20 protein-coding genes are annotated in these 24,571 nt (G+C 43.5%); 9 read left to right on the top strand and 11 right to left on the bottom strand.

What is annotated here, in order from left to right; genetic code table 11:
- Window positions 1-78 precede the first annotated feature (78 nt).
- Complete coding sequence (locus DVG78_RS06640) at window positions 79-975, top strand: LysR substrate-binding domain-containing protein (RefSeq protein ID WP_114460274.1); 897 nt, start codon at window positions 79-81, stop codon at window positions 973-975.
- Between the two features lie 150 nt (window positions 976-1,125).
- Here the strand turns inward: DVG78_RS06640 and DVG78_RS06635 are convergent, their stop codons facing one another.
- The gene (locus tag DVG78_RS06635; protein WP_114460272.1) at window positions 1,126-2,172 is read right to left on the bottom strand and encodes a DNA cytosine methyltransferase; all 1,047 of its coding nucleotides are present in this window, start codon (window positions 2,170-2,172) and stop codon (window positions 1,126-1,128) included.
- 188 nt (window positions 2,173-2,360) lie between these two features.
- Complete coding sequence (locus DVG78_RS06630) at window positions 2,361-3,521, bottom strand: serine hydrolase domain-containing protein (protein ID WP_114460271.1); 1,161 nt, start codon at window positions 3,519-3,521, stop codon at window positions 2,361-2,363.
- A 102-nt stretch (window positions 3,522-3,623) separates the two neighbouring features.
- Here DVG78_RS06630 and DVG78_RS06625 point away from each other — a divergent pair, with 102 nt between their 5' ends.
- Window positions 3,624-4,616 carry a polysaccharide deacetylase family protein gene (locus DVG78_RS06625; RefSeq protein WP_114460269.1) on the top strand — a complete coding sequence of 331 codons (993 nt, stop codon included), beginning with the start codon at window positions 3,624-3,626 and terminating at the stop codon, window positions 4,614-4,616.
- 79 nt (window positions 4,617-4,695) lie between these two features.
- Here the strand turns inward: DVG78_RS06625 and DVG78_RS06620 are convergent, their stop codons facing one another.
- Window positions 4,696-8,046: a VCBS repeat-containing protein gene (locus tag DVG78_RS06620; protein ID WP_229598152.1), complete on the bottom strand. Its 3,351-nt coding sequence runs from the start codon at window positions 8,044-8,046 to the stop codon at window positions 4,696-4,698.
- Between the two features lie 167 nt (window positions 8,047-8,213).
- On the opposite strand from DVG78_RS06620, the gene DVG78_RS06615 reads away from it, so the two are divergent.
- Window positions 8,214-9,194: a glycosyltransferase gene (locus tag DVG78_RS06615; protein WP_114460267.1), complete on the top strand. Its 981-nt coding sequence runs from the start codon at window positions 8,214-8,216 to the stop codon at window positions 9,192-9,194.
- Window positions 9,195-9,237: 43 nt separating this feature from the next.
- Entirely contained in the window at window positions 9,238-10,254 is a 1,017-nt protein-coding gene (locus DVG78_RS06610) for a glycosyltransferase family 2 protein (protein WP_114460265.1), read from the top strand.
- A gap of 22 nt (window positions 10,255-10,276) precedes the next feature.
- Here DVG78_RS06610 and DVG78_RS06605 read toward each other — a convergent pair whose 3' ends face one another.
- Window positions 10,277-11,476, bottom strand: a complete 1,200-nt coding sequence (locus DVG78_RS06605) for a glycosyltransferase family 9 protein (protein ID WP_114460263.1) — start codon at window positions 11,474-11,476, stop codon at window positions 10,277-10,279.
- A gap of 3 nt (window positions 11,477-11,479) precedes the next feature.
- Window positions 11,480-12,292, bottom strand: a complete 813-nt coding sequence (locus DVG78_RS06600) for a DUF5672 family protein (protein WP_114460262.1) — start codon at window positions 12,290-12,292, stop codon at window positions 11,480-11,482.
- A 384-nt stretch (window positions 12,293-12,676) separates the two neighbouring features.
- Between DVG78_RS06600 and atpA the strand changes: the two genes are divergently transcribed.
- From atpA to atpG, 3 genes are all read left to right on the top strand, one after another.
- A complete protein-coding gene (gene atpA, locus DVG78_RS06595) occupies window positions 12,677-14,254 on the top strand; it encodes a F0F1 ATP synthase subunit alpha (protein ID WP_114460261.1) in 1,578 nt (525 codons plus the stop codon).
- Between the two features lie 9 nt (window positions 14,255-14,263).
- Window positions 14,264-15,181 carry a class I SAM-dependent methyltransferase gene (locus tag DVG78_RS06590; RefSeq protein WP_114067537.1) on the top strand — a complete coding sequence of 306 codons (918 nt, stop codon included), beginning with the start codon at window positions 14,264-14,266 and terminating at the stop codon, window positions 15,179-15,181.
- A 133-nt stretch (window positions 15,182-15,314) separates the two neighbouring features.
- Entirely contained in the window at window positions 15,315-16,205 is an 891-nt protein-coding gene (atpG, locus tag DVG78_RS06585) for an ATP synthase F1 subunit gamma (RefSeq protein ID WP_114067538.1), read from the top strand.
- A 112-nt stretch (window positions 16,206-16,317) separates the two neighbouring features.
- On the opposite strand, the gene DVG78_RS06580 is transcribed toward atpG, so the two are convergent.
- The 6 genes from DVG78_RS06580 to DVG78_RS06555 all read right to left on the bottom strand — a co-directional run bounded on the left by DVG78_RS06580 (window position 16,318) and on the right by DVG78_RS06555 (window position 22,543).
- Complete coding sequence (locus DVG78_RS06580; RefSeq protein ID WP_114460260.1) at window positions 16,318-17,253, bottom strand: DUF4249 family protein; 936 nt, start codon at window positions 17,251-17,253, stop codon at window positions 16,318-16,320.
- 3 nt (window positions 17,254-17,256) lie between these two features.
- Window positions 17,257-19,578: a TonB-dependent receptor gene (locus tag DVG78_RS06575; RefSeq protein ID WP_114460259.1), complete on the bottom strand. Its 2,322-nt coding sequence runs from the start codon at window positions 19,576-19,578 to the stop codon at window positions 17,257-17,259.
- Window positions 19,579-19,881: 303 nt separating this feature from the next.
- On the bottom strand, window positions 19,882-20,364 hold the full coding sequence (locus tag DVG78_RS06570) for a hypothetical protein (RefSeq protein ID WP_147277008.1): 483 nt from the start codon (window positions 20,362-20,364) through the stop codon (window positions 19,882-19,884).
- Between the two features lie 34 nt (window positions 20,365-20,398).
- Window positions 20,399-21,661 carry a DUF3103 family protein gene (locus DVG78_RS06565; RefSeq protein ID WP_114460257.1) on the bottom strand — a complete coding sequence of 421 codons (1,263 nt, stop codon included), beginning with the start codon at window positions 21,659-21,661 and terminating at the stop codon, window positions 20,399-20,401.
- A gap of 178 nt (window positions 21,662-21,839) precedes the next feature.
- The gene (locus DVG78_RS06560; protein ID WP_114460256.1) at window positions 21,840-22,121 is read right to left on the bottom strand and encodes a response regulator transcription factor; all 282 of its coding nucleotides are present in this window, start codon (window positions 22,119-22,121) and stop codon (window positions 21,840-21,842) included.
- Window positions 22,122-22,261: 140 nt separating this feature from the next.
- Window positions 22,262-22,543 carry a helix-turn-helix domain-containing protein gene (locus DVG78_RS06555; RefSeq protein ID WP_114067545.1) on the bottom strand — a complete coding sequence of 94 codons (282 nt, stop codon included), beginning with the start codon at window positions 22,541-22,543 and terminating at the stop codon, window positions 22,262-22,264.
- Window positions 22,544-23,001: 458 nt separating this feature from the next.
- On the opposite strand from DVG78_RS06555, the gene DVG78_RS06550 reads away from it, so the two are divergent.
- Both DVG78_RS06550 and DVG78_RS06545 read left to right on the top strand, forming a co-directional pair.
- The gene (locus DVG78_RS06550; RefSeq protein WP_114460255.1) at window positions 23,002-23,748 is read left to right on the top strand and encodes an LCIB family protein; all 747 of its coding nucleotides are present in this window, start codon (window positions 23,002-23,004) and stop codon (window positions 23,746-23,748) included.
- A gap of 440 nt (window positions 23,749-24,188) precedes the next feature.
- On the top strand, window positions 24,189-24,524 hold the full coding sequence (locus tag DVG78_RS06545; RefSeq protein WP_114460254.1) for a LytR/AlgR family response regulator transcription factor: 336 nt from the start codon (window positions 24,189-24,191) through the stop codon (window positions 24,522-24,524).
- The last annotated feature ends 47 nt before the right edge of the window (window positions 24,525-24,571 follow it).

The raw sequence follows: 24,571 nt of genomic DNA, 5'->3' as shown, positions 1-24,571 counted from the left end.
ATTTTTGCAAAATCATCAAATGCGCGCGTTTTTCTCAAATTCCCTTTACTTTGTACATCAACCCAAGCTTTTTATCCCGTGTCTGATTTCCGCCTGAAAGTTTTCAACAGTGTTGCCCAACACCTGAGCTTTACCAAAGCAGCAGGTGAATTATTTATTACGCAACCTGCCGTTACCAAGCACATTCGCGAGCTAGAACAACAGTACGGCACAAGGCTGTTTGAACGAAAAGGCAATGCCGTTTTTCTTACCCCTGCGGGAGAATTGCTCAAACGCTATGCGGGTCAGATTTTGCACCTGTATCAGGAAGCGGCCTTTGAACTTAGCACCCTGCAATCCAAACACAGTGGGATTCTTCGGTTGGGTGCGAGTACAACCATCGGGCAATACCTCATTGCGCCACTGCTGGCCAAATATTACGAAAAATTCCCCCAAATAGAGTTGTCGTTGCTCAACGGAAATACCGAGATGATTGAAAATGCCGTTTTGTCGCACGCCATTGATTTGGGGGTGGTAGAAGGAAAAAAACATCATTCTGGCATCAAATACGTGGATTTTATGGATGATGAACTCGTGGCAGTGGTACACAGCAACAGCAAATTGGCACCTTTGGAAGAAATTAGCACCGAGCAGCTTACCCACATTCCACTTGTGCTGCGGGAGCGCGGCTCGGGGACGTTGGAAGTCATTGAAAGTGCCCTAAAAGAACACAATTTAAAACTATCTTCCCTCCAAATCATCATGCATTTGGGCGGCACGGAAAGCATCAAATCCTTTTTGGAACACGCCAATTGCATGGCGTTTTTGTCCATTCGCTCCATTCAAAAAGAACTGATTACTGGACAATTGAAACTCATCAAAGTGAAGGACTTGGTGCTTTTAAGGAAATTCTGGTTGATTCATTTACAGGGCCAACCCGAGCCGATGGCCGAATCCTTCATGCGTTTTGCCTTTCGCGAATACAGCAGGAAGTAGACTAGCAGGCACTATTTTTTGATGGGTACACTGGGTTGTGAGCAACCCAGTCGTTGGTTTTGAGAAACCAACGGCACCCGTGTCTCCGCTGCCGCTCGGCTCTGCCGCGTAACGACTATTAAAAGGCCTCTGGCCGCTGTGTTTGAAAAATCAGGCCAACATCCGCTCCACGATTTTCTCAGCCGTAGCTCTAATGGCTGGCACCGCGACCGAATTGCCAAACTGTTTGTACGCTGAAGCATCTGCCACCACGATTTTGAAATCATCGGGAAAGCCTTGCAGACGGGCCCATTCGCGCGGGGTCATTTTTCGGATGCCTTCCCGATTTACCTCGCCTTTGATTTTGGTCATCGGTGTATAATCCGTAATTCTGAAGTCGTACACCAGATTTCGTTCGCGCCCCATGCCTCCTACTACGATGGCATTGGCGATGGCATCATCGGCAATAATTTCGTAGCCAAAACCATTGCCTTTATTGGCATGGCGTTGTTTATGGTTAATCAACGTCTGTAAATACTGGGTAGATAAGTAATATTTAGCCGACACGGGCTCCGCCTCTTTCACGTCTTCAAACGCCACCGGAATGCCCAACGGCTTGGGGTATTCAAAATCATCAATGTTCAAATCTTCCCTAAAACCGACAATAAATATACGCTCCCGATTCTGTGGCACTCCGAAGTCCTTGGCATTCATCACTTTGGGTTCGGGCACATAATAGCCCAAATCTTCGCGCAGGGTGGCTAAGATTGTTTTGAGGGTTTGGCCTTTATCGTGGTTGATGAGTCCTTTGACGTTTTCCAGAAAAATGGCTTTGGGTTTTTTTCGTCGAATAATATCGGCCACGTCGAAAAACAGCGTTCCGCGCGTATCTTCAAATCCGCCCCGCCGCCCCGCAATGGAAAAAGCTTGACAGGGAAAGCCTCCGCACAAAATATCGAAACCATCAGGAATTTGACTTTTGGTCTCTTCCTTGGTAATGTCGCCAAAGGGCGCTTCGCCAAAATTGGCCGCGTAGGTCTTCTGCGCCTGCGGGTCCCATTCACTACTAAAAACACACTGACCACCAAGGGATTGCAGGGCCATTCTGAACCCGCCAATCCCAGCAAATAAATCTATAAAGGTAAAAACAGGTTGGGAAACGGAAGGAAAAGGAACATTTTCAGCCTCGTTTAGACTGATTTTTTCGGTTACTGTCATCGAATACTACTTTTCATCTTTGACTGCAAATAGCTAAACTTTGTCACGGATTGCAACAAAATTCTCATTTAACCTGCTTCATGAACATATGTGAATGAAAAAATTATGAAGCCATTGCATAGCTATATTCGCCAGCTTCAACAGTTTTTTCAACGTTCATGGCTCAAAATCAATTTGAATAATGCCTTTTAATTTCCCAGCACTTCCATTGCCGCCTGTAGATACATTTCCGAATCTTGTTTGAAGTAGGGCCCTACCTTTTGAGGCGCTTCCTTGTGGCCCAGCCGCACCACCACCGCATTTCTGGACGGAATCGCCCAGATGAGTTGCCCCAACAGCCCGCGCATACTGACCGTTTGTAGGTCTTTGTAAGGTTGCATCCAAAATTGGTACCCGTAGACTTCAATGGGCTTACCCGTTTTAGGGTCAATAACGCCTTTGGCGGGACTGAGGGCTTCGGTCATGTATTTTTCAGAAGCAATTTGGCGGCCTTTCCAATTGCCTTTCCAGAGCATCAGGTGCCCGAATCGAGCATAATCTCGCGCCGTGGGGGCAAAGCAGCAAAAGGCTTTCTCGCGGCCTTTGGGCTTATCGAGCATCCAGTAGGCATCCGTTTCACTACCAATCCGCTGAAAAATCTTTTCGGAAGCAAGGTCGGCTATTTTTTTGTTATACACTTTTTCCAATACCAAACCCAGAATTTGCGTGTCGCCACTGCGGTATTCAAATTCTTTACCAGCAGGTTTTTCTACGTTCAGGCCGTCGATGACATCGGCCATGTCTTCGCCGTAGTAGCCATAGGCATTGTTGCTGAACACCCCACGGTCTTTTTCGTGCCAATCCAGCCCACTGCTCATGGTCAGGCAGTGGCGCAGCGTAATTTTCGCCTTTTCTCCTTCGCGAAACGAGTCGATATAATTAGAAATCGGCTCGTCCAATCCTCTGATTTTATTTTCGTACAACGCTACTCCCACCAGCATCGAAATGATACTTTTGGCGGCCGAAAAGGATTGACTCAGGGTTTTGGGGTCAAAACCTTCCCAGTATTTTTCATAAACCAATTTACCATCTTGAAACACCAAAAAAGCCGTTGTTTGGTATTTTTCCAGCGTGTCCATGAGGTTTTGGGAAATCACCGCTTTGTTAAAATTAGAATCCAACGGCCAAGGCTCAGGAAGGGTTGAAGCCAACACCTGACGTTTGGGGTGGTGCTTATAATCCAAAATATCCACTTCTCCGCGCTGCACATAATTACGAATATGAACAAACGGGGGCGTGTAGGTCAGGCCTGCGCCCAAAAGCAACACGCCGCCCAAACCAAAAAGTAAATTCCGAAATAGCCTTTTCATACAATCTAAAAGTAAGTAGTGCGGTAGTTCTTTGCTGAACCAAGTTTAGGTAAGGTTAGGAGCAAAACGTCTTTAATGAAGCAAATATAAACGCTGTATTTCATGAAATATCTATTCGTCGCTGTGTTATCTTTTCTCTCTGCAGCACAGAGCCTCTCTCAGGAAACCTACGCCGAAAAATTGGGTTATCCCAAAGGCAAAAAAATCATCATTTTTCACATCGACGACGCGGGTATGTCGTACGAAGCCAATCAGGGAACGATTCTGGCGATGGAAAAGGGCGTGGCCAACTCAACCAGCGTAATGATGCCCTGCGGCTGGGTGCCTGCCTATATGAAATACGTGCAACAACACCCCACCACCGACGCGGGCGTTCACCTTACACTGACGTCGGAGTGGAAAGGCTACCGCTGGTTTCCGATTTCGGGACGGGACAAAGTCCCCGGACTGTTGGACAAAGAAGGTGCCATGTGGTCAAACGTCGATGATGTAGTCAAACACGCCACCCCCGACGAAGTAGAGATTGAAATTCGCGCCCAAATTGCACGTTTCCGCGCCTTTGGGGTAGAGCCCTCACACATCGACTCGCACATGGGCACACTGTTTGGCTCGGCGGCTTTTACCGAGCGCTACATCAAAGTAGGAATACAGGAAAAAATCCCCGTGATGCTTCCCGGCGGTCACGCCACGTTGATTGCCAAAGAGCGCAACAGCCCCACGCAGGAAATTCAGCAGTTTCAACAAATCGGCAAAATGCTTTGGAACGCGGGATTGCCCGTTTTGGATGATTTATTTGCTGATACATACGGTTGGAAGCTCTCGCCCCAAACACCTAATACGGAAGAAAACCTGCGTAAAATGAAAACCGAGAAGTACATTGAGTTGTTGAAAGAAGCTAAACCGGGCATTACGATGGTGATTATGCACTGCGCCGCCCCGAGCGAAAACTTCAAAGAAATCACCGATTCATGGCCCACCCGCTACGGAGACCTCTACGCTATGCAAGACCCAGAGCTCAAAAAGTTTATCGAAAAAGAAGGCATTATTCTTACTACTTGGCGCGAAATGCGCGAACGCCGCGCCAAAGTGAAGTAGAGAAAGTAGCCGAAAAATGTTAAACTGAAGTAACTGTAAAACCGTAAAAGTGAGCTATACTTTTGCGGTTTTACAGTTATTATTTTGCGGGTTTTCGGTTCAAAAAATACGTTTGCACTTTCCCATTATTGGCCCCAAAAATCCATTGATTCCCTATGGTTTGCACATCACGCACATCCCCATTCAACGCCAATCCTGATTGCCGCAAATATTCAAAATCTCCTTTACCGTTCCCTTTGAGAATAACGCCTTGGTTTGCATCAGTTTTGCCGATACGAATCCTGAAGTTGGATTGATTTCCTGCCAATAAAATGTCCGTTTTTCCATCACTGTCAAAATCAGCCGTAGCGATGGCATATACGGGCGACGTTTGGGCCGCCAAAGGCAAAGGTTTAAAGGTTAATTTTCCTTTCTCATTCATGAATATTCCCGTCCGCAACTCATTGACGTTTAGTTTTACGGCACGCGTAGTCCATTCTTTACCCAGCACTTCTTCGGCGGTGGCGGTTGAATAGGATTTGTAGTCGATGAAATTTTTACGTAACGGTGCCAATTGCTCCAAGGCTTCATCTCGCCCCGCCAATGGGTAGGCTTGCCCCTGGTTAAAATAAGCAATAAACGGGTCAAGGCGGCCGTTTTGGTCAAAATCGTCGTAATACAATGTCATTGGTTGCTCATTAGTGGCTTTTAAGGCAGTGTTCAACCCCACATTTCCCACCACAAAATCAACGTCACCATCACCGTCCAAATCCGCTGGAGCAATCCTGCTCCAAAGCCCAATGGAAGGCAAAGTCGAAAGAGTAAAATGCAAACTCTTTTTCTGATTTTCCAACACCTGAATCGGTTTCCACTCGGCCGAAACGATGATATCAGGAGCGTTATCGGTGTTTATATCAACCACGGCAACATCCGTCACCAACCCTAAATCCCATTTTTGGGCAATGACAAAATGCCCTTTTCCATCGTTTTGCAACAGGTGACTTTCGTTGGCATACGGAAAATTGGCGGTTTGGACTCCACCGCCCAGAAATAAATCCATATCCCCGTCCCCATCAGCATCAAAGGCTTCCACACAGGTTTTGTTGAGCATGATTTCGGGGATTTGCCCCATCAAACTGCGACTAAACGAACCTCTTCCGTTGTTGAGATAGAGGCGGTCCTGAAGTTGGGCGTAGTTTACGTCGTATTCGCCGCTCACTACGTACAAATCCAAATCGCGGTCACCATCGGCATCAAAAAACACCGCATCTCGGTCTTCAAAGGCTTTGTCGGTCTCAAAAGCGAGCTGCGTGTTTGGCGTAAAAAGACCCTTTTTTGTTTGCAAAAATAATTGCCCCGCTTGGTCGGTCGCTCCGCCCACGTACACATCTTCTAATCCATCCCCGTTTACATCGCCTTGGGCCATTCGAGGGCCACCAGAAGAATAAAGGTACGGCAGCAGAATCTGCGTATTGAAATCAATGGCGGGATTTTCGTGGTGGGTAAAATCCAAGGCATCTGTTTCTTTGAAAATCGGATTGCCCTTTGGTAAAAGCAGTGCTGGCTCAAACGGCACGGCTTTTTTTTCTTCAGCCAAGTGGGTTTTGTTCAACGCACACGAGGTCAGCAGTTGACTTTTATTGCTCGGCCAAAGTACCCGAACAGAATCTATTTTTGGGTTTTTACCTAAACCAAAATGAAGGTCGTCGTACATGCAGGCTTGAAATCCACGCGTGGGCGTAAACTCCTGATATTGAACCTGCCCATTGGTATACACGTACACTTTTGCACCTATCCCAAACGCGTTTGCACCATTACCTTTCAGTTTGATTTTGACAAAATTCTGCGGTTGTTGTTCCTGTTGTTGATTTTTGTAGAGGCTTGTCGGCTCGTTGGTATTGCACGTAATGAGGTCAATATCACCGTCTTGGTCAAAATCCGCATACGCGGCTCCACAGGCGATGTTGGTCTGTTCAAAACCCCATTCTTTGACTTTATTAGCAAACTGAACCTGATTGCCTTTTGCCGTTGCATTTTTAAAAATATAGTGATGTGTGGGGGTAGCAGGCATTTTTTGAAGGTGGTCCAACAACGATTTTTTTGATTTCTGGCCTTCTCCATTCATTTGCTCGTCGGCATAATACTTCACAAAATCCAAATCAGTATAATCCCGTACAAAACCGTTAGAGACAAACAAATCTTTCAGCCCATCGTTGTCAAAATCAGCCAACAACCCCGCCCAACTCCAGTCCGTAGCCTGAACACCCGCCAATTGACCCACTTCGGAGAATAGCGGATATTCTCGGCGGGCTGATTCAGGGCGATTTACCCCTTGTTCCATACTCCTTTTTCCGTTTTCCATCCAGCCTTGATTCATCTGTAACATATTCCGCATATTCTGCCAATGAAACCCATTTTCGAGCATTGCCTGCTGCACATTCCAGTTGTCGGGCCACGACAATATTTTCTGACGACGGTTGTCTTCGGGCAGCATATCGGTCGTAAAAATATCGGGCAACGCGTCATTGTTGACATCTGCAATATCCACACCCATCGTCGAGTACGAAAAATGCCCCATCATCTCCTTTCCTCGTTCCAAAAATGTTCCGTCGCCGTTGTTTAAATAAGCATAATCCTCTTCTACATAGTCATTACACACGTACAAATCGGGTTTGTTGTCGCCGTTAAAATCCCCAGTTGCAATGCCCAACCCAAACCCTAGCGCATTACTGATGATGCCCGCATCTTTGGTCACATCGGTAAAATGTCCACTGTCGTTTCGATACAACCTATCGCCTGCGTCGGCGTCAAATTCCTTTTTGAGGTAGGCCGCTTCCTTGCGCTGATACCCGCGTAGGTTGTGGTTCAGCACAAACAAATCCACATCTCCGTCGGTATCATAATCAAAAAACAACCCTTGGGTGGAGTAGCCCGCATCCGCAATACCGTAAGCTTCGGCCTGCTCCCTAAACTGGACTTGTTTTTGTAATTTATGGGTTGAACCAAGGTTGATAAACAGCTGATTTTTACGTTTTTCAGCGGGAAAATTACCCGAATAGCACACATAAATATCCAGCCAGCCATCCGCATTTACGTCGGCGAGCGTCACCCCCGTTTTCCACGAATCTGTACGCCCCGCTACACCAGCTTGTTCAGTAACATCATCAAAGTTGAGATTTCCTCGGTTGATAAACAGTTTATTAGGCACCTGATTTCCCGTCAGATACACGTCGGGTAAACCATCATTATTAAAATCGCCCACGGCTACCCCGCCGCCATTGTAGAAATACTCGTAGGCCAGAATATTGGCCGTTTCGGTTTCGGTCAACTGATTGGTAAACGTAATTCCCGTTTCGGAAGCGTCAAGTTGTTCAAAAAGTGTAGGCTCCGATTGACAGCCACTCCCAAACAGCAAGGCTGCCAACCAGATTCCCCATTTATTTTTCATCATTAGGTCAATCATTTAAAGCATCAAAAATACGACACTCCGCACGATATTTTACCTGCTCTGCATTTTATCATGCCCATCTGCCCTTTCCCGAATAATCAAATATCGACTTTCTCTGCTCGAAACTCGAAAGAAGCGTTTATTTTTGCCCAAAATCTACCGCTTTTCTGATGCGTCTTGCCTTTACCATTTGTACATTCAGTCACTTAGCACAGGCCAAAACCATGGCCGACAGCCTTGTGAGACATAACCCCGAATATCAGGTTGTGATTGGGCTTTTTGATAAAATTAACCAGCGAGATGTTTCTTCGGTTGAAAAATACCATCTTGTTGAAATTAATAAGGAGCAGATACCTGACTTTGAATCGCTTTTTGACCGCTATACCCCTTTTGAGTTGAGTTGTTTGGCCAAACCTTATCTGGCAAGTTGGTTATTGAAAAAATATCCTGCGGTACAAAAACTGCTTTATTTCGATTCTGACATTCTCTTTTTTGATAATCTGAACGCCATCGAAGATGATTTAGAAAACCACAACATCGTCATTACGCCCCACGTTACCGCGCCAATTACCACCGAAGGCTTACCCCGATTGCGTAATTTTCTCAATGCAGGGTTGTACAACGGCGGCTTTTTTGCCCTGCGCCGCAGCGAAGAATCAATGCATTTTCTGAACTGGTGGCAGGACCGCGTTTGGCACGAAGGCTATCATGATTTTGCCGAAGGGATGTTTGTGGATCAACTGTGGCTCAACTACGTGCCGCTGTTTTATCCAACAGCCCTGATTAGCAAAAACCTCGGTTACAATGTGGCCTACTGGAATATGCACGAGCGAAAAATAACGCACGAAAAAGGCCGTTTTTGGGTAAATAATACGTTTCCATTGCTGTTTTTTCATTTCAGCGGGTATCATCTCTCCCATCCCGACGATGTATCGGTGCATCAGAATAGATATACTTTTGCCAATCGCCCCGACGTAAAACCATTGTATGATGTATATAAACAGGCATTGATTGATAACCGAGATGCTGATTTTCGTTCTTTGCCCAATGCCTACCACAATCCGTCCTACTTTTATCAAAAAAACAAAGCCCTCAAACGCGTAATCGTTGCCGGATGCCGGCGTTTACTTCGATTATTAAACGCATCCTAATCATTTCATTTTCAGTACATTTACAAAAAATATTTTCTTAAGTATGTCTACCAATAAATCACTGATTTCCGTCGCGTTGTGTACTTACAATGGAGAGCGGTTTTTATGGGAGCAATTGGAGAGCTTAGCCCGTCAAACACAACTGCCCGATGAGTTGGTGATTTATGACGACCGCTCTACGGACAATACAGTCGATTTAGTACACAAATTTGCGCTGACAGCCCCTTTCAAAGTGCGCGTTTTTGTGAACGAGCAACAAGTAGGTGTCACCAAAAATTTTGAAAAAGCACTGACTCAATGCACAGGTGACACCTTGTTTTTATGCGACCAAGATGATGTTTGGCACACCGAGAAGATTGCGCACATGGCGGCATTTTTGGAGCAGAACCCTTCCTTAAATGTCGTATTTTCAGACGCGCTTTTAATCAATGAACAAGGAGAACCCTTTCAGAGTACTTTTTGGGATGTAGTACGACTTCAATCGGTCCAACTTCAACAATGGCGACAAGGAGAAAGTATTAGGATAATGCTCATCGGCAACCGTGTGGCAGGCTGCACCATGGCCCTCCGCAAATCATTTCTGAATCAATTACTGCCTTTTCCCCTCGATATTCCCGATTTTCTGCACGATACGTGGATTGCGTTTGTGGCGTCGGTTTTGGAACAAATCCAATTTATCCCCGAACCTCTCGTAAATTACCGGCAACATGCCGCTCAGCAAGTGGGTACCCGACCAAAAAATTTAGTCCCCCTGAGCCTAACCCAGCGGTTAGCAAGGCCGCATCAGCAAAAATTGATTCCGTACCAGCAACGACAGCGGGAATTGCAGACCTTGTATAACCACTTACAGCGCATTGTTCCGAAGGAGAATAAAAACCTGAAAATAGTGGAAGAAAAACTGCATTTTTTGACCGTAAGAGCCAGCCTTCCCGGCAATAGAATGTTGCGTCTAGTACCCGTTTTTAGGGAATGGATAAGAGGGAATTACCATTATTTTGCCGACCAAGACACCTCCCCTAGAGGTATATTTATGACGGCCCTCGGGGATGTATTGGAATAAAAAACACCTCCATTACGGGGATTTAAAGCACTTTTTTTTCAGTCGTAATTTTCGCCACAATCAATTGACTCACTTCGGGAGTCTCGATTTTTTCACGGTAATGCACCGTAACGTTTCGACGTACATACGCTGCGTTTTTGCTTAGAAAATGCGTATGAAAAAGCAATACGGGGTAATTGGCAATGGGAAAGAAAGGAAGTCCTGAAGCTTTATAAATGGTAATTGTTTCACAAAAAATGCAACACAGATGTTCGGGAAAAGAGTCCAACGTAAGTGCGCATTCCGCTTTTGTGGATAAAAAAGCCAACTCCTGAATGGATAGTTTTTTTGAGGCATCAATGACTTTCTCCGAAAATTGAGACGCCGTTGCTCGGTCAATCCCCTTCACAATTTGCGCCGACAGGTTGGTTTGTCCACACAATACCACGGAATAATCAGACTTTTCAAGGACTTCTTTCAGCACATTGACCCAAAACGAATTCGACATTTGCCGATGAGGCTCTCCCGTTTCGGGAAACAACAAAATATAAGGTTTCGTAACAGACAATGGTAATTTTGACTGAACCTGCTCCCAAGTGATTGACGCATCAATGGTAAAATACGGCACGACTTCTTCCAATTTTGTATCAACCCCTATTTCTTTCAACAAAGCCCTGTAAGCCTCAAAATGGTGATAGTTGCCATCTTTTTGCGGAATTTCGAGCTCAACATCCAAAAAACCACCCATACCACGCCGGTTAAAACCCACGGCTTTTTTGACATTCGTAAAAGGTAACACAAAATGAGACACCCCATAAGAGGTACGAACATCCAAATAAAAATCGTAGTGTTCATCGCGCAAAAAAGGCAGCGCTTGCTGAAATGTTTGGTAATGCCGTTTGAGTTTTTGCCAAAACCCGATTTTATTTCGATTGCTCAAATAATGATCAATCACCAGCGTATGACGAACGTAAGGGTTGTGTTCATTGACTGCTTTGCACCAACTCGGCGAGATAATATCAATGATTGCATTGGGATATTTTTGGCGAATAATAGGAAACAAATACGAAACTGTCAGGGCGTCGCCCATGTGGCCTAATGAAGCAATAAGCACTTTGGGAACGGCAGAAATCGGCGCTTTTTCCCGCTTACGATAAAACCACCGCACGTAGATATCAATGAAGAAATCCAGAATGCGTAGTGGAATGGTCTCGCGAGGGGTACCGCTGTAATGCCGCTTCATCCGTTATAGTTTATGTCCGAACTTTTCAAAATGGGGTTTCCAAAATTCTAATTCGTGGATATCCCATGCGTGGCACCCAAACGGAAGTTCGTTCCCGTTTAAAATAAAGGCTTTGGAAGGTAAATCTTCCACCGAAAAACGAAGCGCCTTGCGCCAATGGGGTAAGCTCACTTGCCGAATATACCGGTTCATTTCAATGCAAAAGAAAACATCTTCGTTGTAAAATGACCCTTTTTTTGCCAAATACTCTTCAATTTTGGGACGGTTATTGCGCACAATGTCCAGCATTTTTTGGACTTTTCGCAACGAAAACCCGCCATTACCTACCGTAAATTTTATCGTCACATCCAGCGGCTGATTATTACGTTGTTTGTCGCGAAGGTCAAACCAAATCGCTAACTGCTTTTTGAGACCAAAAACGACGCGGTCGGTCACAGAACTAAAATCACGCTCGATTCGCCACGGCGCTCCGATGTAATCATATCCTTGTCGACACCACGCCAAAAGCTCATCGCGAAACACAAAAGCATCCAATTGGTAAATCAGGATGTATTCGAAGTCGCTAAAACGTTCATAAAACTCCGCCGAAAGCATCAACCGATTATATGTCTGAACACTCCTAAAGTAATCGTCGTCAAAATTTTCTACTTTCAGTTGCGGATATTCCTCCAATAGATACGCAATATCCAGCGAAAAAGGTTTTATAATAACAATCGGATGCTCTTTTAATACCTGTAGTCCCTGCGTAAAAGAGATTTTTTCGTGCAAACTGAAAACAGACTTGTACAGGGGAATTACAACGGCAACGGGCTTCATACCACCTTATTTTGTCTGAAAAAAAATTTAAGGAGGCAAAAGTAAGCTAAAGGTAAAACAAAAACCCATTCTAAAATAAAATTTTACCGATACATCGATTGGTTTTGCATCAATTAGTACAACAATCGGTTGGTGGATATGTTTATAATCTTCGCCCAATAAAACCCCTATTTGAGGCATTTGGGGCATCTACCGGGACTTTAGCAAAAAATTGTATATTTTTTATAAAGACCGATGCTAACAAAGCAAATTTATCACTAATTTTGCGGCAAATTTAAACGTAGTTGTAAGCGAAAGACGGAGGTTATTCAATTTTAAATACCCAAAGGCCCGCCACAATTCACGAATCGATTATTAATACTAAACAATAAACACAAACATACTATGGTAGCTGTAAGACCGGATGAGGTTTCGGCGATACTTCGGGAGCAATTGGCCGGTGCAAAAACCGACGCCCAACTCGAAGAAGTAGGTACGGTACTGCAAGTGGGCGACGGGGTAGCTCGTATCTATGGCCTGACAAAAGTACAAGCGGGTGAATTGCTCGTATTTGAAAATGGCCTGAAAGCCCTTGCGCTCAACTTGGAAGAAGACAACGTTGGAGCCGTATTGCTCGGTGAGTCAAACGAAATCAAAGAAGGCGATACCGTAAAGCGTACTGGCGAAATCGCATCCGTTAAAGTAGGAGACGGTATCGTAGGACGTGTAGTGAATACATTGGCCGAACCTATCGACGGGATGGGGCCTATCCAAGGTGAAACCTTTGAAATGCCAGTAGAACGTAAAGCACCGGGGGTAATTTACCGCCAGCCAGTGACTGAGCCACTTCAAACGGGTATCAAATCGATTGACGCCATGATTCCAATCGGTCGTGGTCAACGCGAATTGGTGATTGGTGACCGTCAAACGGGTAAAACTGCCGTTTGTATTGATACCATCATCAACCAAAGAGAATTTTACGACAAAGGCGAACCCGTCTATTGTATTTACGTAGCTTGCGGTCAGAAAGCCTCTACCGTTAAGCAAGTAGAAGCTACCCTCCGCCGGTACGGTGCCATGGATTATACCGTTATCGTAGCGGCCTCTGCCTCTGACCCTTCGCCAATGCAGTTCTTTGCTCCGTTTACGGGTGCGGCCATTGGTGAGTACTTCCGCGATACGGGCCGTCCTGCGTTGGTAGTATATGATGACTTGTCAAAACAAGCCGTTGCTTACCGTGAAGTTTCTCTTTTGCTTCGTCGTCCTCCAGGCCGTGAAGCTTATCCCGGTGACGTTTTCTATCTCCACAGCCGTTTGCTAGAGCGTGCCGCCAAGATTACCACTTCGGACGAAATCGCTAAAACCATGAACGACTTACCTGCTTCGTTGAAAGACAAAGTGAAAGGTGGAGGTTCATTGACCGCCCTTCCGATCATCGAAACACAGGCTGGCGACGTTTCGGCCTATATTCCTACCAACGTAATTTCAATTACGGATGGACAAATCTTCTTGGAATCCAACCTGTTTAACTCAGGTATCCGCCCAGCCATCAACGTAGGTATCTCGGTATCTCGCGTAGGGGGTAACGCGCAAATCAAGTCCATGAAGAAAGTAGCGGGTACGCTTAAGTTGGACCAAGCCCAGTTCCGTGAATTGGAAGCATTTGCTAAGTTTGGTTCTGATTTGGATGCCTCTACCAAACTGACGATTGAGCGCGGTCGTCGTAACCAAGAAATCCTCAAACAAGGTCAGTTCTCTCCCGTAAGCGTTGGCGACCAAGTAGCCATCATTTACGCTTCTATCAACGGTGTGCTTGACAAAGTGCCCGTTTCAAGAGTAAGAGAATTTGACACAGAGTTTATCAATTTATTGAAAGCCGTTCATCCAGAAGTACTTCCGAGTCTGGCTGCTGGTAAATTGGATGATTCTGTCACCGATATTATTAAGAAAGTTGGTCGCGAATTAGCCGCCAAATACGCATAATTGAGCTAAATGTCGCGCATCAAAGAAATCGTCAAGGCTACGCCCCTCATCGGGGACGTAGCCCGATTTATCGGTAAGTACCGCACGCGGGTTCCGGCGGGGCACTTTTACAGCCCCATCGTGTCCGTAGATGAAGTACGTAAACGTGAAGCACAGATTTATCCCGCGCCCCCGCGCACGTTGCCGGGCCTCGACCTCCGCGAAGCGGAACAAGTAGCGTTGATGAATACGTTCGCAAAATCGTACTTTCCGTCGGTGCCTTTTACCGATACTCCCCAAGATGGCTTTCGGTATTATTTTGTCAACAAGTATTTTATCCACGCCGATGCCACCACCCTCCACTGCATGATGCGGCACTTCCGCCCCAAGCAAATCATGGAAGCAGGGTCGGGATTTTCGTCGGCGGTGATGCTAGATACCAACGAGCGGTTTCTTAATCAAAGCGTAAAATTTACGTTTATTGAGCCTTATCCCGACCGTTTGTATTCGTTGTTGACCCCCGCCGATCGTCAGCAAACGACGATTTTTGAAAAAACGTTGCAGGATATTCCCGTCGAGTATTTTGAAAAACTGGCCGAGAACGATATTCTTTTTATCGACTCCACCCACGTATCAAAAACGGGCAGCGACGTCAATTACTTTTTGTTCGAAATCTTTCCGCGCCTCAAACCGGGCGTTATCATTCACGTTCACGACGTATTTTATCCGTTTGAGTACCCCAAAGCTTGGGTTATCGACGGCAACGGACGTTTTGGTTGGAATGAAGCCTACAGTTTGCGCGCGTTTTTGATGTATCAGGATACGTTTGAGATATTGTTCCACAATGATTTCCTCCAGACGTTTCATGCCGATTGGCTTGCCGAAAATATGCCCACCTACGCCACCCGTGGCCGTGGTTCGAGTATTTGGCTGCGCAAAGTCAAGTAAAAAAAGTGTACAGTTGCCAGTCAACAGTTTACAGTAAAGGCAAGCCTTTGCATGAATCAAAAAAGTAAGTTAAGTTAAAATAGATTTATCCCCCAAGGATAACTATTAACAAATAACAGATAACTGTAAAAAAATGGCTTCATTAAAAGAAGTTCGCAATAGAATCACGTCGGTTAACTCGACGCAACAAATCACGAAGGCCATGAAAATGGTGGCCGCCGCTAAGCTTCGCCGTGCGCAAGACGCCATCATCCAGATGCGCCCTTACGCCAAGAAGTTGGGCGAAATGCTCGCTACGGTATCGGCAGGAACCGAAACCGCCGCCGAAAGCCCTTACAAGCAAGTGCGCACCGTCGAGAAAGTGTTGATTGTCACTGTTACCTCCGACCGTGGACTTTGCGGTGCTTTCAATACCAACGTCATCAAAGCCGCCGTGGCCCTCATTCAGGAAAAATACGCGACGCAAGCCGCCAAAGGCAACGTAGAAATATTGGCTTTGGGTAAAAAAGGCGGCGAGGCATTTTTGCGCCGGGGGTTCAAGGTAAATACTGACTTCATGGATGTGTATACCCGTTTGAGCTTTGGTGTGGTGAAAGAAGCGGCCGAAAGCATCATGGCCGATTTTGAAGCTGGCAAATACGACGCCGTTGAAGTGGTGTTCAACGAGTTCAAAAACGTAGCCACCCAAATCATCCGCGCCGATCAGCTTTTGCCGATTCCGGAAGCAAAAAATGATTTGAAAACGGCCACTACGTCCAACGTTAACTATACTTTTGAGCCTTCAGAAGAGCAAATCGTGACCGATTTGATTCCTAAAACGCTCAAAATCCAGTTGTACCGCGCGGTGCTCGAATCCAACGCCTCTGAGCACGGAGCACGAATGACCGCGATGGACAAAGCAACGGACAACGCCCAAGAGCTCATCAAAGCCCTGCGCCTAGAATACAACCGCTCACGCCAAGCCGCCATCACCAAGGAAATCCTGGAGATTGTCGGTGGAGCCGAAGCGCTTTCACAAGGGTAATTTCGAGTAATAGTTCCAATAACAGCAACAGCCCGCTTCGACGAAGCGGGCTGTTGTTGTTATTGGAACTGAACTATTATTGGTTAATAATCCAACTGACATACAATTGTTTTTATGGTATTTTGATTGATTTTTCAATGCTATTTATTGCAGTAACAAAACCGATTCCTCCTTTCACATTAGAATAGGTAGGCTTAGTCTCGATGAATGCATTATCCGCTCCTTCAATTGCCTGTGCCGCTTTTGAAAACGCTAAATACTCAGCAGAATAAACCGCAACATAAACTCTAATTTCATCCGCAAAGGCATTTGTAGTTTCAATCCGCCCTGCTTGATCTACCACTAAACCTATTTCTTTTTCAGAAGAAGTGAAGCATTGACTATTATAGCCAATTGAACGTTTTCCTTGTATGCCTGACAATTCTGGAAAGAAAGCATAACATTTATTTGAACCAAAATCCAGATTTGAACTGCTAATCTCTATATTTTCGGTAGCAATCGGTGCAAAAGTTATTTTTTTCCCTTTACTAAATGCGACTCCAGATGTCACGTAGTAACTATTTTTGGGAGCATTATTATGAATCAATAACTGAATGAGGGCGGGTTGATTTAACGTTATTTCGCGCTTTGTCCATTGAAACCTAAAATTTGTGATAGGCTTATCTAAAATAATATCTGGTGGAATTGTAGTAGGAGCACTCAAAGCTTTACCAATGTTAGGCACTTCCGCCTCAATGACATAAGTCTTTTCTGGTTTTAGAATATAACTTGGTAATTCATACATTCCGTTTTTGAGCATTAATGTACCAACCCTATCCCCATCTTCCCAAAGAGTTACAAGTGCATTATCATAAAATGTTTTATCGGGTTTTTGGTCCGTAACGGCCCAAGTTTTTCCTACATAAACTGAAGGGAATTGATTGGCTATTAATGTACTATTAAGCACAATTTTTACCGACGGAAGTGGTAAAACAAATAAGCTCCGATTTTGGCAAGCGCCCAATGACAGGATAATCGCCAAACAAATATATAGCCAATGTGCACGCATGACTTAAAAGTAAATTTGGTATGAAAAATAAGGCAGTATTGGGAATAACGCTTTTTTTACCACACTGAGGCGCGTTATTTCAAGCATTTCATCCACTTTTTGATAATTTCTTATTACTTCCAGATAGTATGGGTTACTCCTATTGTAAGCATTATAAAACCCAAAATTCCATCCAAACTCTCTCCCTTTATTATTTTTAGAACGATAAATAGCACCTAAATCAAGTCGGTGAAAATTCGGCATTCGGGAGTGATTACGCCCCTCATAGTAAGGGGATAAATTGCCTAAGTAATCAATATATGCTGCCGAAGGCAATGTAACGGGATACCCTGTTTGGAAGACCCAGTTCGCCACAAAAGACCACTTTGAAGTAAGCTGATAATTTGCGATTAAAGCAATATTGTGCCGACGGTCATATCTTGATGCATACCACAATCCATTATTTATTTGAGGCGTTTGGCGTTCACTTTTAGCATAAGTATAACTTATCCATCCATTCCACTTTCCTTGCTTTTTTTGAAGCATTAATTCTATGCCAAATGATTTGCCCTGTACTCCACTAATTACGATGTCCTGCCAATTTTTTTGATAATCAACAATAATATCCGACCCGTACTGATAATCTACCAAATCGCTCATTTTTTTATAATAGCTTTCGATTGACAATTGCCAGATATTCTTAGTATCCAACACATAATACCAACCTATATCTGCTTGATTAGATCGTATCGGAGGCACGCTTAAGGTAGCAGGAACCCAAATGTCGTTGGGCAATCCTACCCCATTTGAAGTAAGCTGATGCATATACTGTTGCATACGAGAGTACCCCATTTTTATGCTGTGCGCCTGAGAAATGGACCACGTATAGGCAATACGAGGCTCCCAATTTGAATAAATATGATTGTCAACGTTTAATATTGAATATCGCACTCCTGCACTAAGGTGAGTGTTTCCTTTCTTCCAATTATTTTCGGTATAAAAGGCGGATTCTTGGGTATAAATTGGGGAATTATTATTGGCAGAAATAGCCGAAGGTTTATTATCCAAAGTTGCTCTTATCTGACCAGGGAAATAACGATGGAAAATATGGTCTACTCCCAATTGAACTGTATAATCATTGGAAGGGGTGTATTCAATAACAGTTTTAATCCCCCAATCTCTGATAGAGTTATCTAATGAAAACTGATTAGTAATCGTTTCGTCTTTCGTTTTACGTTCTTCATAAGTCTGCATTTGGTAATTAAATCGACTATAAGTTCCAATTATGCGCCAAGAAAGTGTTGGTAAAAGTGTACGATTATATCGCAGTGAAGACGTCATACTCCCCCATTTTAAAAGACTCGAATTTCTAACATCATTACGTTGACTAGCATTTTTAAAGAAATCATAGTTAGAATAAATACTGAAAAACAACTGGCTCTTATCATTAAAGATATAATTGGCTTTGGCGTTTAAATCATACAACCAAAAACTTACAAAATCTTGCACAGACTTCCCTGTAACCAACTTGATGTGTTTAGGCAACTGTAACAAAGCCGTATGCATGAGCCTTCCTGCAATCAAATAAGAAGACCTATTTTTTATAATGGGGCCTTCTGACAAGAATCGAGAATTAATTGCGCCTAGACTCAACTCTTTCTTTTTCTTCTGATTACTGCCTTCTTTCATTGTTAGGTCAATTACTGATGCGGTCCGTCCTCCAAAACGAGCAGGAAAACTCCCCTTGTACAAATCGACATTTTTTACAACATCTGGATTAAAAACCGACAAAAAACCAAAACCATGAGAAGTATTATACATCGGGGCTTCATCCAATAATACCAAATTTTGATCAGGGCTACTTCCTCGCACATATAGACCTGATGTTCCTTCCTGCCCCGTCATAACACCGGGCGTCATTGCCAGAGCTTTCAAAATATCTGATTCCCCTAACAGCATAGGCAACTTTTTAAGTTTTGAAACAGGAATATTCAAAAAACCTGCCTGTCGATTTGGCATTGTTTCTTTAATGACTATTTCCTCAAGTGTAGTAGAGACCAAATCAATGATTAATGAAGTATCTCTTTTAAGAATTGTGGACAATGAAAATCTATCATACCCTGGATAGCTGCATATAATATCAAAACTCCCAGCTAAACCAGATAACACAAAATGACCATATTGATCAGTTGTTGTCCCTTGTGATTTATTTTCTAAGTAGACAATTGCCCCTACTACCGCTTCTCCGCTTTCTTTTTCTATAACTTTCCCTTTTACAAATACTCGTTGTGCAAAGCAATTGCTCCAGAAAAATACAAGCAATAATGTCCAAACTATTTGTTTCATTCTGCGTTGTTTAAGTAAAATCAAAGAAGGGAAGGTACCCTATACAGCTCCTGAAAAACTAAAAAAGCTCACTATTGCGCAATAGTCAGGGGCAAATCTCCGTAAAAGATTTTTGCCGCGCCTCCACCCTAGAGGCCATAATGGGCCATTTCCAACAAAAATTTGTGAAAATGTTACATCTGGAGATTGTCGGTGGAGCCGAAGCACTTTCGCAAGGGTAATTTTCAGTAATAATTCCCATAACAGCAACAGCCCGCTTCGATGAAGCGGGCTGTTTGGGTTTAAAAACATAGGAGAAGGACATTATTTTTCCAACCACATTTTAGCTTCATGCGTCCCTAAAATATTGACACTCCCATTTTTATCTTTGAAGGCAATCTTCCCGAGTAATGTGATATTTTTTTCATCTTCCCAATTTATTTCCCATTCACCATTTAAACTGATAAGGGGTCGTAAACTCTCTAAATTCTCACTTCCTTTACTACCCAAATTAAGAAAAAATGTATTTTCAGTTGCCTGATTATAGTAAAAGAAAGACACTTTTTCACCATTTGAAAAATCATACCAACCTCCACATCCTCCTTTACGGCAGTTCTCAAAGTGGATAGTCGCATTTTGATACACAACGGCAGAATCGGCATTTAATGGGTTCGCAATACGCTTATAAACCGCCGACCGGATTCTCCAATCACCTTCCATTTTATTTCGCATTTTAACATCTGCCGATTCACAACTTCCAAGAAGCCCTGTCAGAGTACACAAAAGCAAGAGTTGTTTGGTCTTCATAAAGTAAATAAGAAAATAGATTTTAACTGAATATTTACCATTGGGCATAAGACACAACATATGGATTTAGAGTCATTTGAAAATGTGGACTAACATCATAATACCAAAAATCAGTCCAGTTCATAGGAGGACATGCATACTGATCAACAAGAATACTTCCTATATGATCATCATGATTCCTGATTTTGAAAGTTGTGCTAAGGTTCTTGGTAGATTCTCCTATTCCGGGCACTATTACTTTAAAACTTCCCCCAATATTTATATCCTGTGAAAAATCGCCCCAATCAACTTCCATGAAAGAAAAAGATAAAGTTCCACCCAGTGTACCGGACTCCCAATACGCTATAGATTGCTGAACTCTCCACCATTGCCCGCCATTTATTTTAGAACGAACAGAAGGTTCCCAATCTCCGCTATGCCCTAAATCACGTATTTGACCTAATGATGAAAAATTTGTCCCATTAGCAGGAGCATAAACTTTTAACCATATTTCAGGTGCACCATTTGCCCAGGATTCATAATGAGAAATATCATCAGAAGACATTCCTGTTATATACAGATATTCGTTATCTCCTCGCTGAGGAAAACTGCAAATTGAGGAAGTCCGTAGATTCTGTTGTTTTTTTTGAGAATTCTGCTGAACTCTCTCAGAGTTTAGAAGTGAGTTGTTCAATTTTAACTTCCCATCTTCCTGTAAAATTAATCTCTCATTTTGCCCAATAACAATTACTGGCAAATCAGGCTCTTTTTGGCTATCTAGCCAATGTATATTCCCTTCTATATCAAACGCTTTCAACTTTTTATGAGTACTTTCTTCAAAATCAAATGGAACAATTGCCACTAAGGGTAAATAATTTTCCGTATCCCACTTATCAATATGTACAGGTACAGAAATATTTAAAAGCGGGATAGCTTCCTCTATTTCATTCAATTGATTTTGTGCAAGAATCGAACTACTAAATATTTTTTGCATTTTTTCAATAAAGATTTCCCTGAAGTTACCTTTATTGGGCACCGTTTTAGATTTTACAAATTGAAATGGAATATCAAAATCACCATCAATCTTACGATTTGCCTCATTTTTAATAAATTTTCTCATTTCTTTATCCCTAATAATATCAGAAACAACTAGGGCTATTAAATCAAGCATCTCATCCGAGTTTGCAGGTTTTCTAGCTGCGCTAAAATGCGTTTTGTTAGTTACGTTTATATCAAATTGCCGTAGTTCTTCTTTTGAAGGCTGACAACCAAACGTAAAAAAAACAATAAGAGCCCATCCTACAACATACTTTTTCATACATTTGTACTGGTTTAAATGGTTAAAAAATTGTTTGAACTGTCTGAAAAAGTCACCGCAGCCGTCCAAAGTCGGGGTGGCTTTTTCTTTTTGAACTCACTATTGCGCAATAGTCAGGGGCAAATCTCCGCAAAAGATTTTTGCCGCGCCTCAACCCTAGGGTGAATTTTTCTCCACCCTAGAGGCGATAATGGGCCATTTCCAACAAAAATTTTTGAAAACCATCCTTCCCTGCTACCCCCAATTTTGAAATAAGGTTGTTTTTGTGGGTCTTTACGGTGGCGAGACTTACCACCAAAGCCGCCGCTATGTCGGCATTGGTGCGGCGTTGAATGGCATAGTAGAGCACTTTCAACTCCTGCGGCGTGAGCGCAATCGACCTGCGTTGCAGGAAGGTATTCAGTTGTTTCAGTTTTTCCAACTCCTCGGCAGGGGAGTCAGCGGCTGTTTTGTTCGGCATTCAATATTTATTTAAATAGCTCATTTATAAACCATTGCTTGCACAGACACTCTCTAAGCAGGCATGAAATTGATTAAAATGAGTTTTTCTAAACGTTGAAAAAACAACGGTAATGCTGCGTATCAGCACCAACGGTTGAACTACAAAATAGGAGGTACATTTTGGGCGGCATGAAACAAAAATTGCTGCAAGCCCGCCTTTCCTTCCACACCGAGCTTAGCGATGAGGTTGTTTTTGTGCTTCTTCACCGTACAGATGGCCGTGCCCAATTGGTCGGCTATCTCCCGATTGTTCCTGCCTTCTTTGGCCCAATACAGCACATTGAGTTCCTGAGGGGAGAGAAAAATAGATTGGCGGAGCAGAAAAATGTCTAATCTGTTCAATGGGTCGAAATGGTCTGGTTGCGGGCACTGGGCTGTCATCTTTTTTGATTTTTAGATACTTAAACACTTTATGAGGTGTTCATCAGCAACCTCTACCATAAATAGATAGATAGATAGATAGATAGCATCTGATGAACAGCCTTTGGGTACGGGCTGTCAATGGTTCGTTCATCAAGAAGCAGGGTAGAAGAGCTGTACGCCCAAAACGTATAGCGTGCCAAAGATAAACTGGTTTTTTTGAGAAAAACAAACAATAGTTATCAAACGGTGTATGAGGGTTGATAGCGGCTTTTTTGCTTTTCATCAAGCCCCTACGTCTCCAAATTACCCCGTGACTTATGGGTATAAAAGCCGCGCAAATTGTTTTTTTTAGGATAAAATTATCTTTACTTCCTTTTCCGTTTTTACTTTGTAAATAAACGACCCATTCAAAGCGTACTGAAGCACTTAGCATTTTCTTAACACCCCAATCAAAACCTTTTTAGCCATTCGCAAGTATGAAAAAACGAGAAAAATTAGCGATAATAAGAAATTATTATCCCAATGCCGTCACCACGATTGACAGTGTAAACAAACTCATCGACTTTCTGGAAGAGCATTTGGATTTAGAACCTGGCCAAATCATGCTGGCCGACAGTATTTGCAGCGATGATGTAAACGCCATTCAATATCCATCCAGAGCGCATGAGTTTTTGGGGCCTTTCAAAATGGGCGGCTTGGATGGTTTTCCTTTTACGGGCCTTACGGGCATGGGGGCCTTTGCCAGCCACGTACCCGACGAGGGCGCGGTCTTTATCTATTACGGGCCCCACATCGGCATCACCAAAGAAGGAGTCATCGGTGAGATTAAGCGCATCGGTCAAGCTAAAAATTCGGGATGCTGCGGAGCCGCCAAAGGTGCGCTCAATAAACTGGTGAACAATCAAATTATGGAAGGAAACGTGACCGAAATGGACTTCCAGATGAACACCATTGAGCAAATATTGCTCCGTCAAAAGGACCGAATTCTCAACGCCGCCGTACCCCTTTATGAGGCAACCGAAGTAATCTATGAGGCCATTGACCAACGTATCCATGAATTGGTCGAAAAGACAAACTACCACTGCAAGTACGTGATATTGTTTGGAACCATCCTGATCAACAGCGATTCTGACATGGGGTCTTACACCAGCGCAAAACGCTTCGACATTATTGACTTAGCTACCAAAGAAAAAAAGAGCGTCTTGGATTTCTACGACAATTAAGCAATAACCAAGAGATTGAAAGGGGCCGCCGAAAGCATACAATTGTGTGCTCTCGGCGGCCCTAAATTTTTTAAAGGCGTGCATCATTTATCAGCCAACTTAATTCGTTTCAGTCAGGCTGTCTTTTCTTCCTTTTCTCGACTTTACTTGGCAAATTTCAACGACAGTTGGTCATGCTATTTAGCATAATTTTCTCAACGCCGCCCTCTACAATTGAACGTGCCAAAACGAGTGTTTTGCATAGACTTTTTCTTTATCAACAGACCATTGAGGTAAAAAACTGCAAAATTCAGAAAAATAAACGCCCTTTTAGGATAAAAATACCGGAATTCCAGTATTGCGCCTTGCCTAATCTTGTATGAAATTTGGGTACTCAAATCTTTACCCTACTTCCTTAGAATCTTTACCCTACTATTTTAAAAACTTTAACATTGATTATTATGAATCCACAACTATTCATTTCTGCGGATTTGGGCCATCAGCATCTCTTTTCATTCGACTTGGAAAGTATAATGCGCTTGGAAGGTGTTCGAAATTACACCCGCTTTATCCCCGTAAAAGGACAACCAGTCATTACCTGTCGGTCGTTGGGTATTTACCTTGAACGGCTCCCTCAACAATTTGTGCGGGTCCACAAGAGTTATGTTATCAACAGTCGGTATATTTTGGGGATAAATCCGCACAGTCATTCTATCTTAATGACCGACGGCACTTCCATTCCTATATCAAGACGAAAGCGAACAACCATCATGCGCCTTTTGGGGAAGTCCCGTTAAAATCAACGACTTAACTACAGTTCTATTTATTTTTGAGAATCAATTTA

The sequence above is a fragment of the Runella aurantiaca genome, from assembly GCF_003339505.1.
In the GTDB taxonomy this organism is placed as follows: Bacteria; Bacteroidota; Bacteroidia; order Cytophagales; family Spirosomataceae; genus Runella; species Runella aurantiaca.
This window is presented reverse-complemented; position numbering and strand designations above follow the sequence as displayed.

Excerpts from the sequence above, each read along its gene's own strand:
- DVG78_RS06635 (WP_114460272.1), bottom strand. The coding sequence starts at position 2,172 with ATGACAGTAACCGAAAAAATCAGTCTAAACGAGGCTGAAAATGTTCCT.
- DVG78_RS06630 (WP_114460271.1), bottom strand. The coding sequence starts at position 3,521 with ATGAAAAGGCTATTTCGGAATTTACTTTTTGGTTTGGGCGGCGTGTTG.
- DVG78_RS06625 (WP_114460269.1), top strand. The coding sequence starts at position 3,624 with ATGAAATATCTATTCGTCGCTGTGTTATCTTTTCTCTCTGCAGCACAG.
- DVG78_RS06620 (WP_229598152.1), bottom strand. The coding sequence starts at position 8,046 with ATGATGAAAAATAAATGGGGAATCTGGTTGGCAGCCTTGCTGTTTGGG.
- DVG78_RS06615 (WP_114460267.1), top strand. The coding sequence starts at position 8,214 with ATGCGTCTTGCCTTTACCATTTGTACATTCAGTCACTTAGCACAGGCC.
- DVG78_RS06610 (WP_114460265.1), top strand. The coding sequence starts at position 9,238 with ATGTCTACCAATAAATCACTGATTTCCGTCGCGTTGTGTACTTACAAT.
- DVG78_RS06605 (WP_114460263.1), bottom strand. The coding sequence starts at position 11,476 with ATGAAGCGGCATTACAGCGGTACCCCTCGCGAGACCATTCCACTACGC.
- DVG78_RS06600 (WP_114460262.1), bottom strand. The coding sequence starts at position 12,292 with ATGAAGCCCGTTGCCGTTGTAATTCCCCTGTACAAGTCTGTTTTCAGT.
- atpA (WP_114460261.1), top strand. The coding sequence starts at position 12,677 with ATGGTAGCTGTAAGACCGGATGAGGTTTCGGCGATACTTCGGGAGCAA.
- DVG78_RS06590 (WP_114067537.1), top strand. The coding sequence starts at position 14,264 with ATGTCGCGCATCAAAGAAATCGTCAAGGCTACGCCCCTCATCGGGGAC.
- atpG (WP_114067538.1), top strand. The coding sequence starts at position 15,315 with ATGGCTTCATTAAAAGAAGTTCGCAATAGAATCACGTCGGTTAACTCG.
- DVG78_RS06580 (WP_114460260.1), bottom strand. The coding sequence starts at position 17,253 with ATGCGTGCACATTGGCTATATATTTGTTTGGCGATTATCCTGTCATTG.
- DVG78_RS06575 (WP_114460259.1), bottom strand. The coding sequence starts at position 19,578 with ATGAAACAAATAGTTTGGACATTATTGCTTGTATTTTTCTGGAGCAAT.
- DVG78_RS06570 (WP_147277008.1), bottom strand. The coding sequence starts at position 20,364 with ATGAAGACCAAACAACTCTTGCTTTTGTGTACTCTGACAGGGCTTCTT.
- DVG78_RS06565 (WP_114460257.1), bottom strand. The coding sequence starts at position 21,661 with ATGAAAAAGTATGTTGTAGGATGGGCTCTTATTGTTTTTTTTACGTTT.
- DVG78_RS06560 (WP_114460256.1), bottom strand. The coding sequence starts at position 22,121 with ATGCCGAACAAAACAGCCGCTGACTCCCCTGCCGAGGAGTTGGAAAAA.
- DVG78_RS06555 (WP_114067545.1), bottom strand. The coding sequence starts at position 22,543 with ATGACAGCCCAGTGCCCGCAACCAGACCATTTCGACCCATTGAACAGA.
- DVG78_RS06550 (WP_114460255.1), top strand. The coding sequence starts at position 23,002 with ATGAAAAAACGAGAAAAATTAGCGATAATAAGAAATTATTATCCCAAT.
- DVG78_RS06545 (WP_114460254.1), top strand. The coding sequence starts at position 24,189 with ATGAATCCACAACTATTCATTTCTGCGGATTTGGGCCATCAGCATCTC.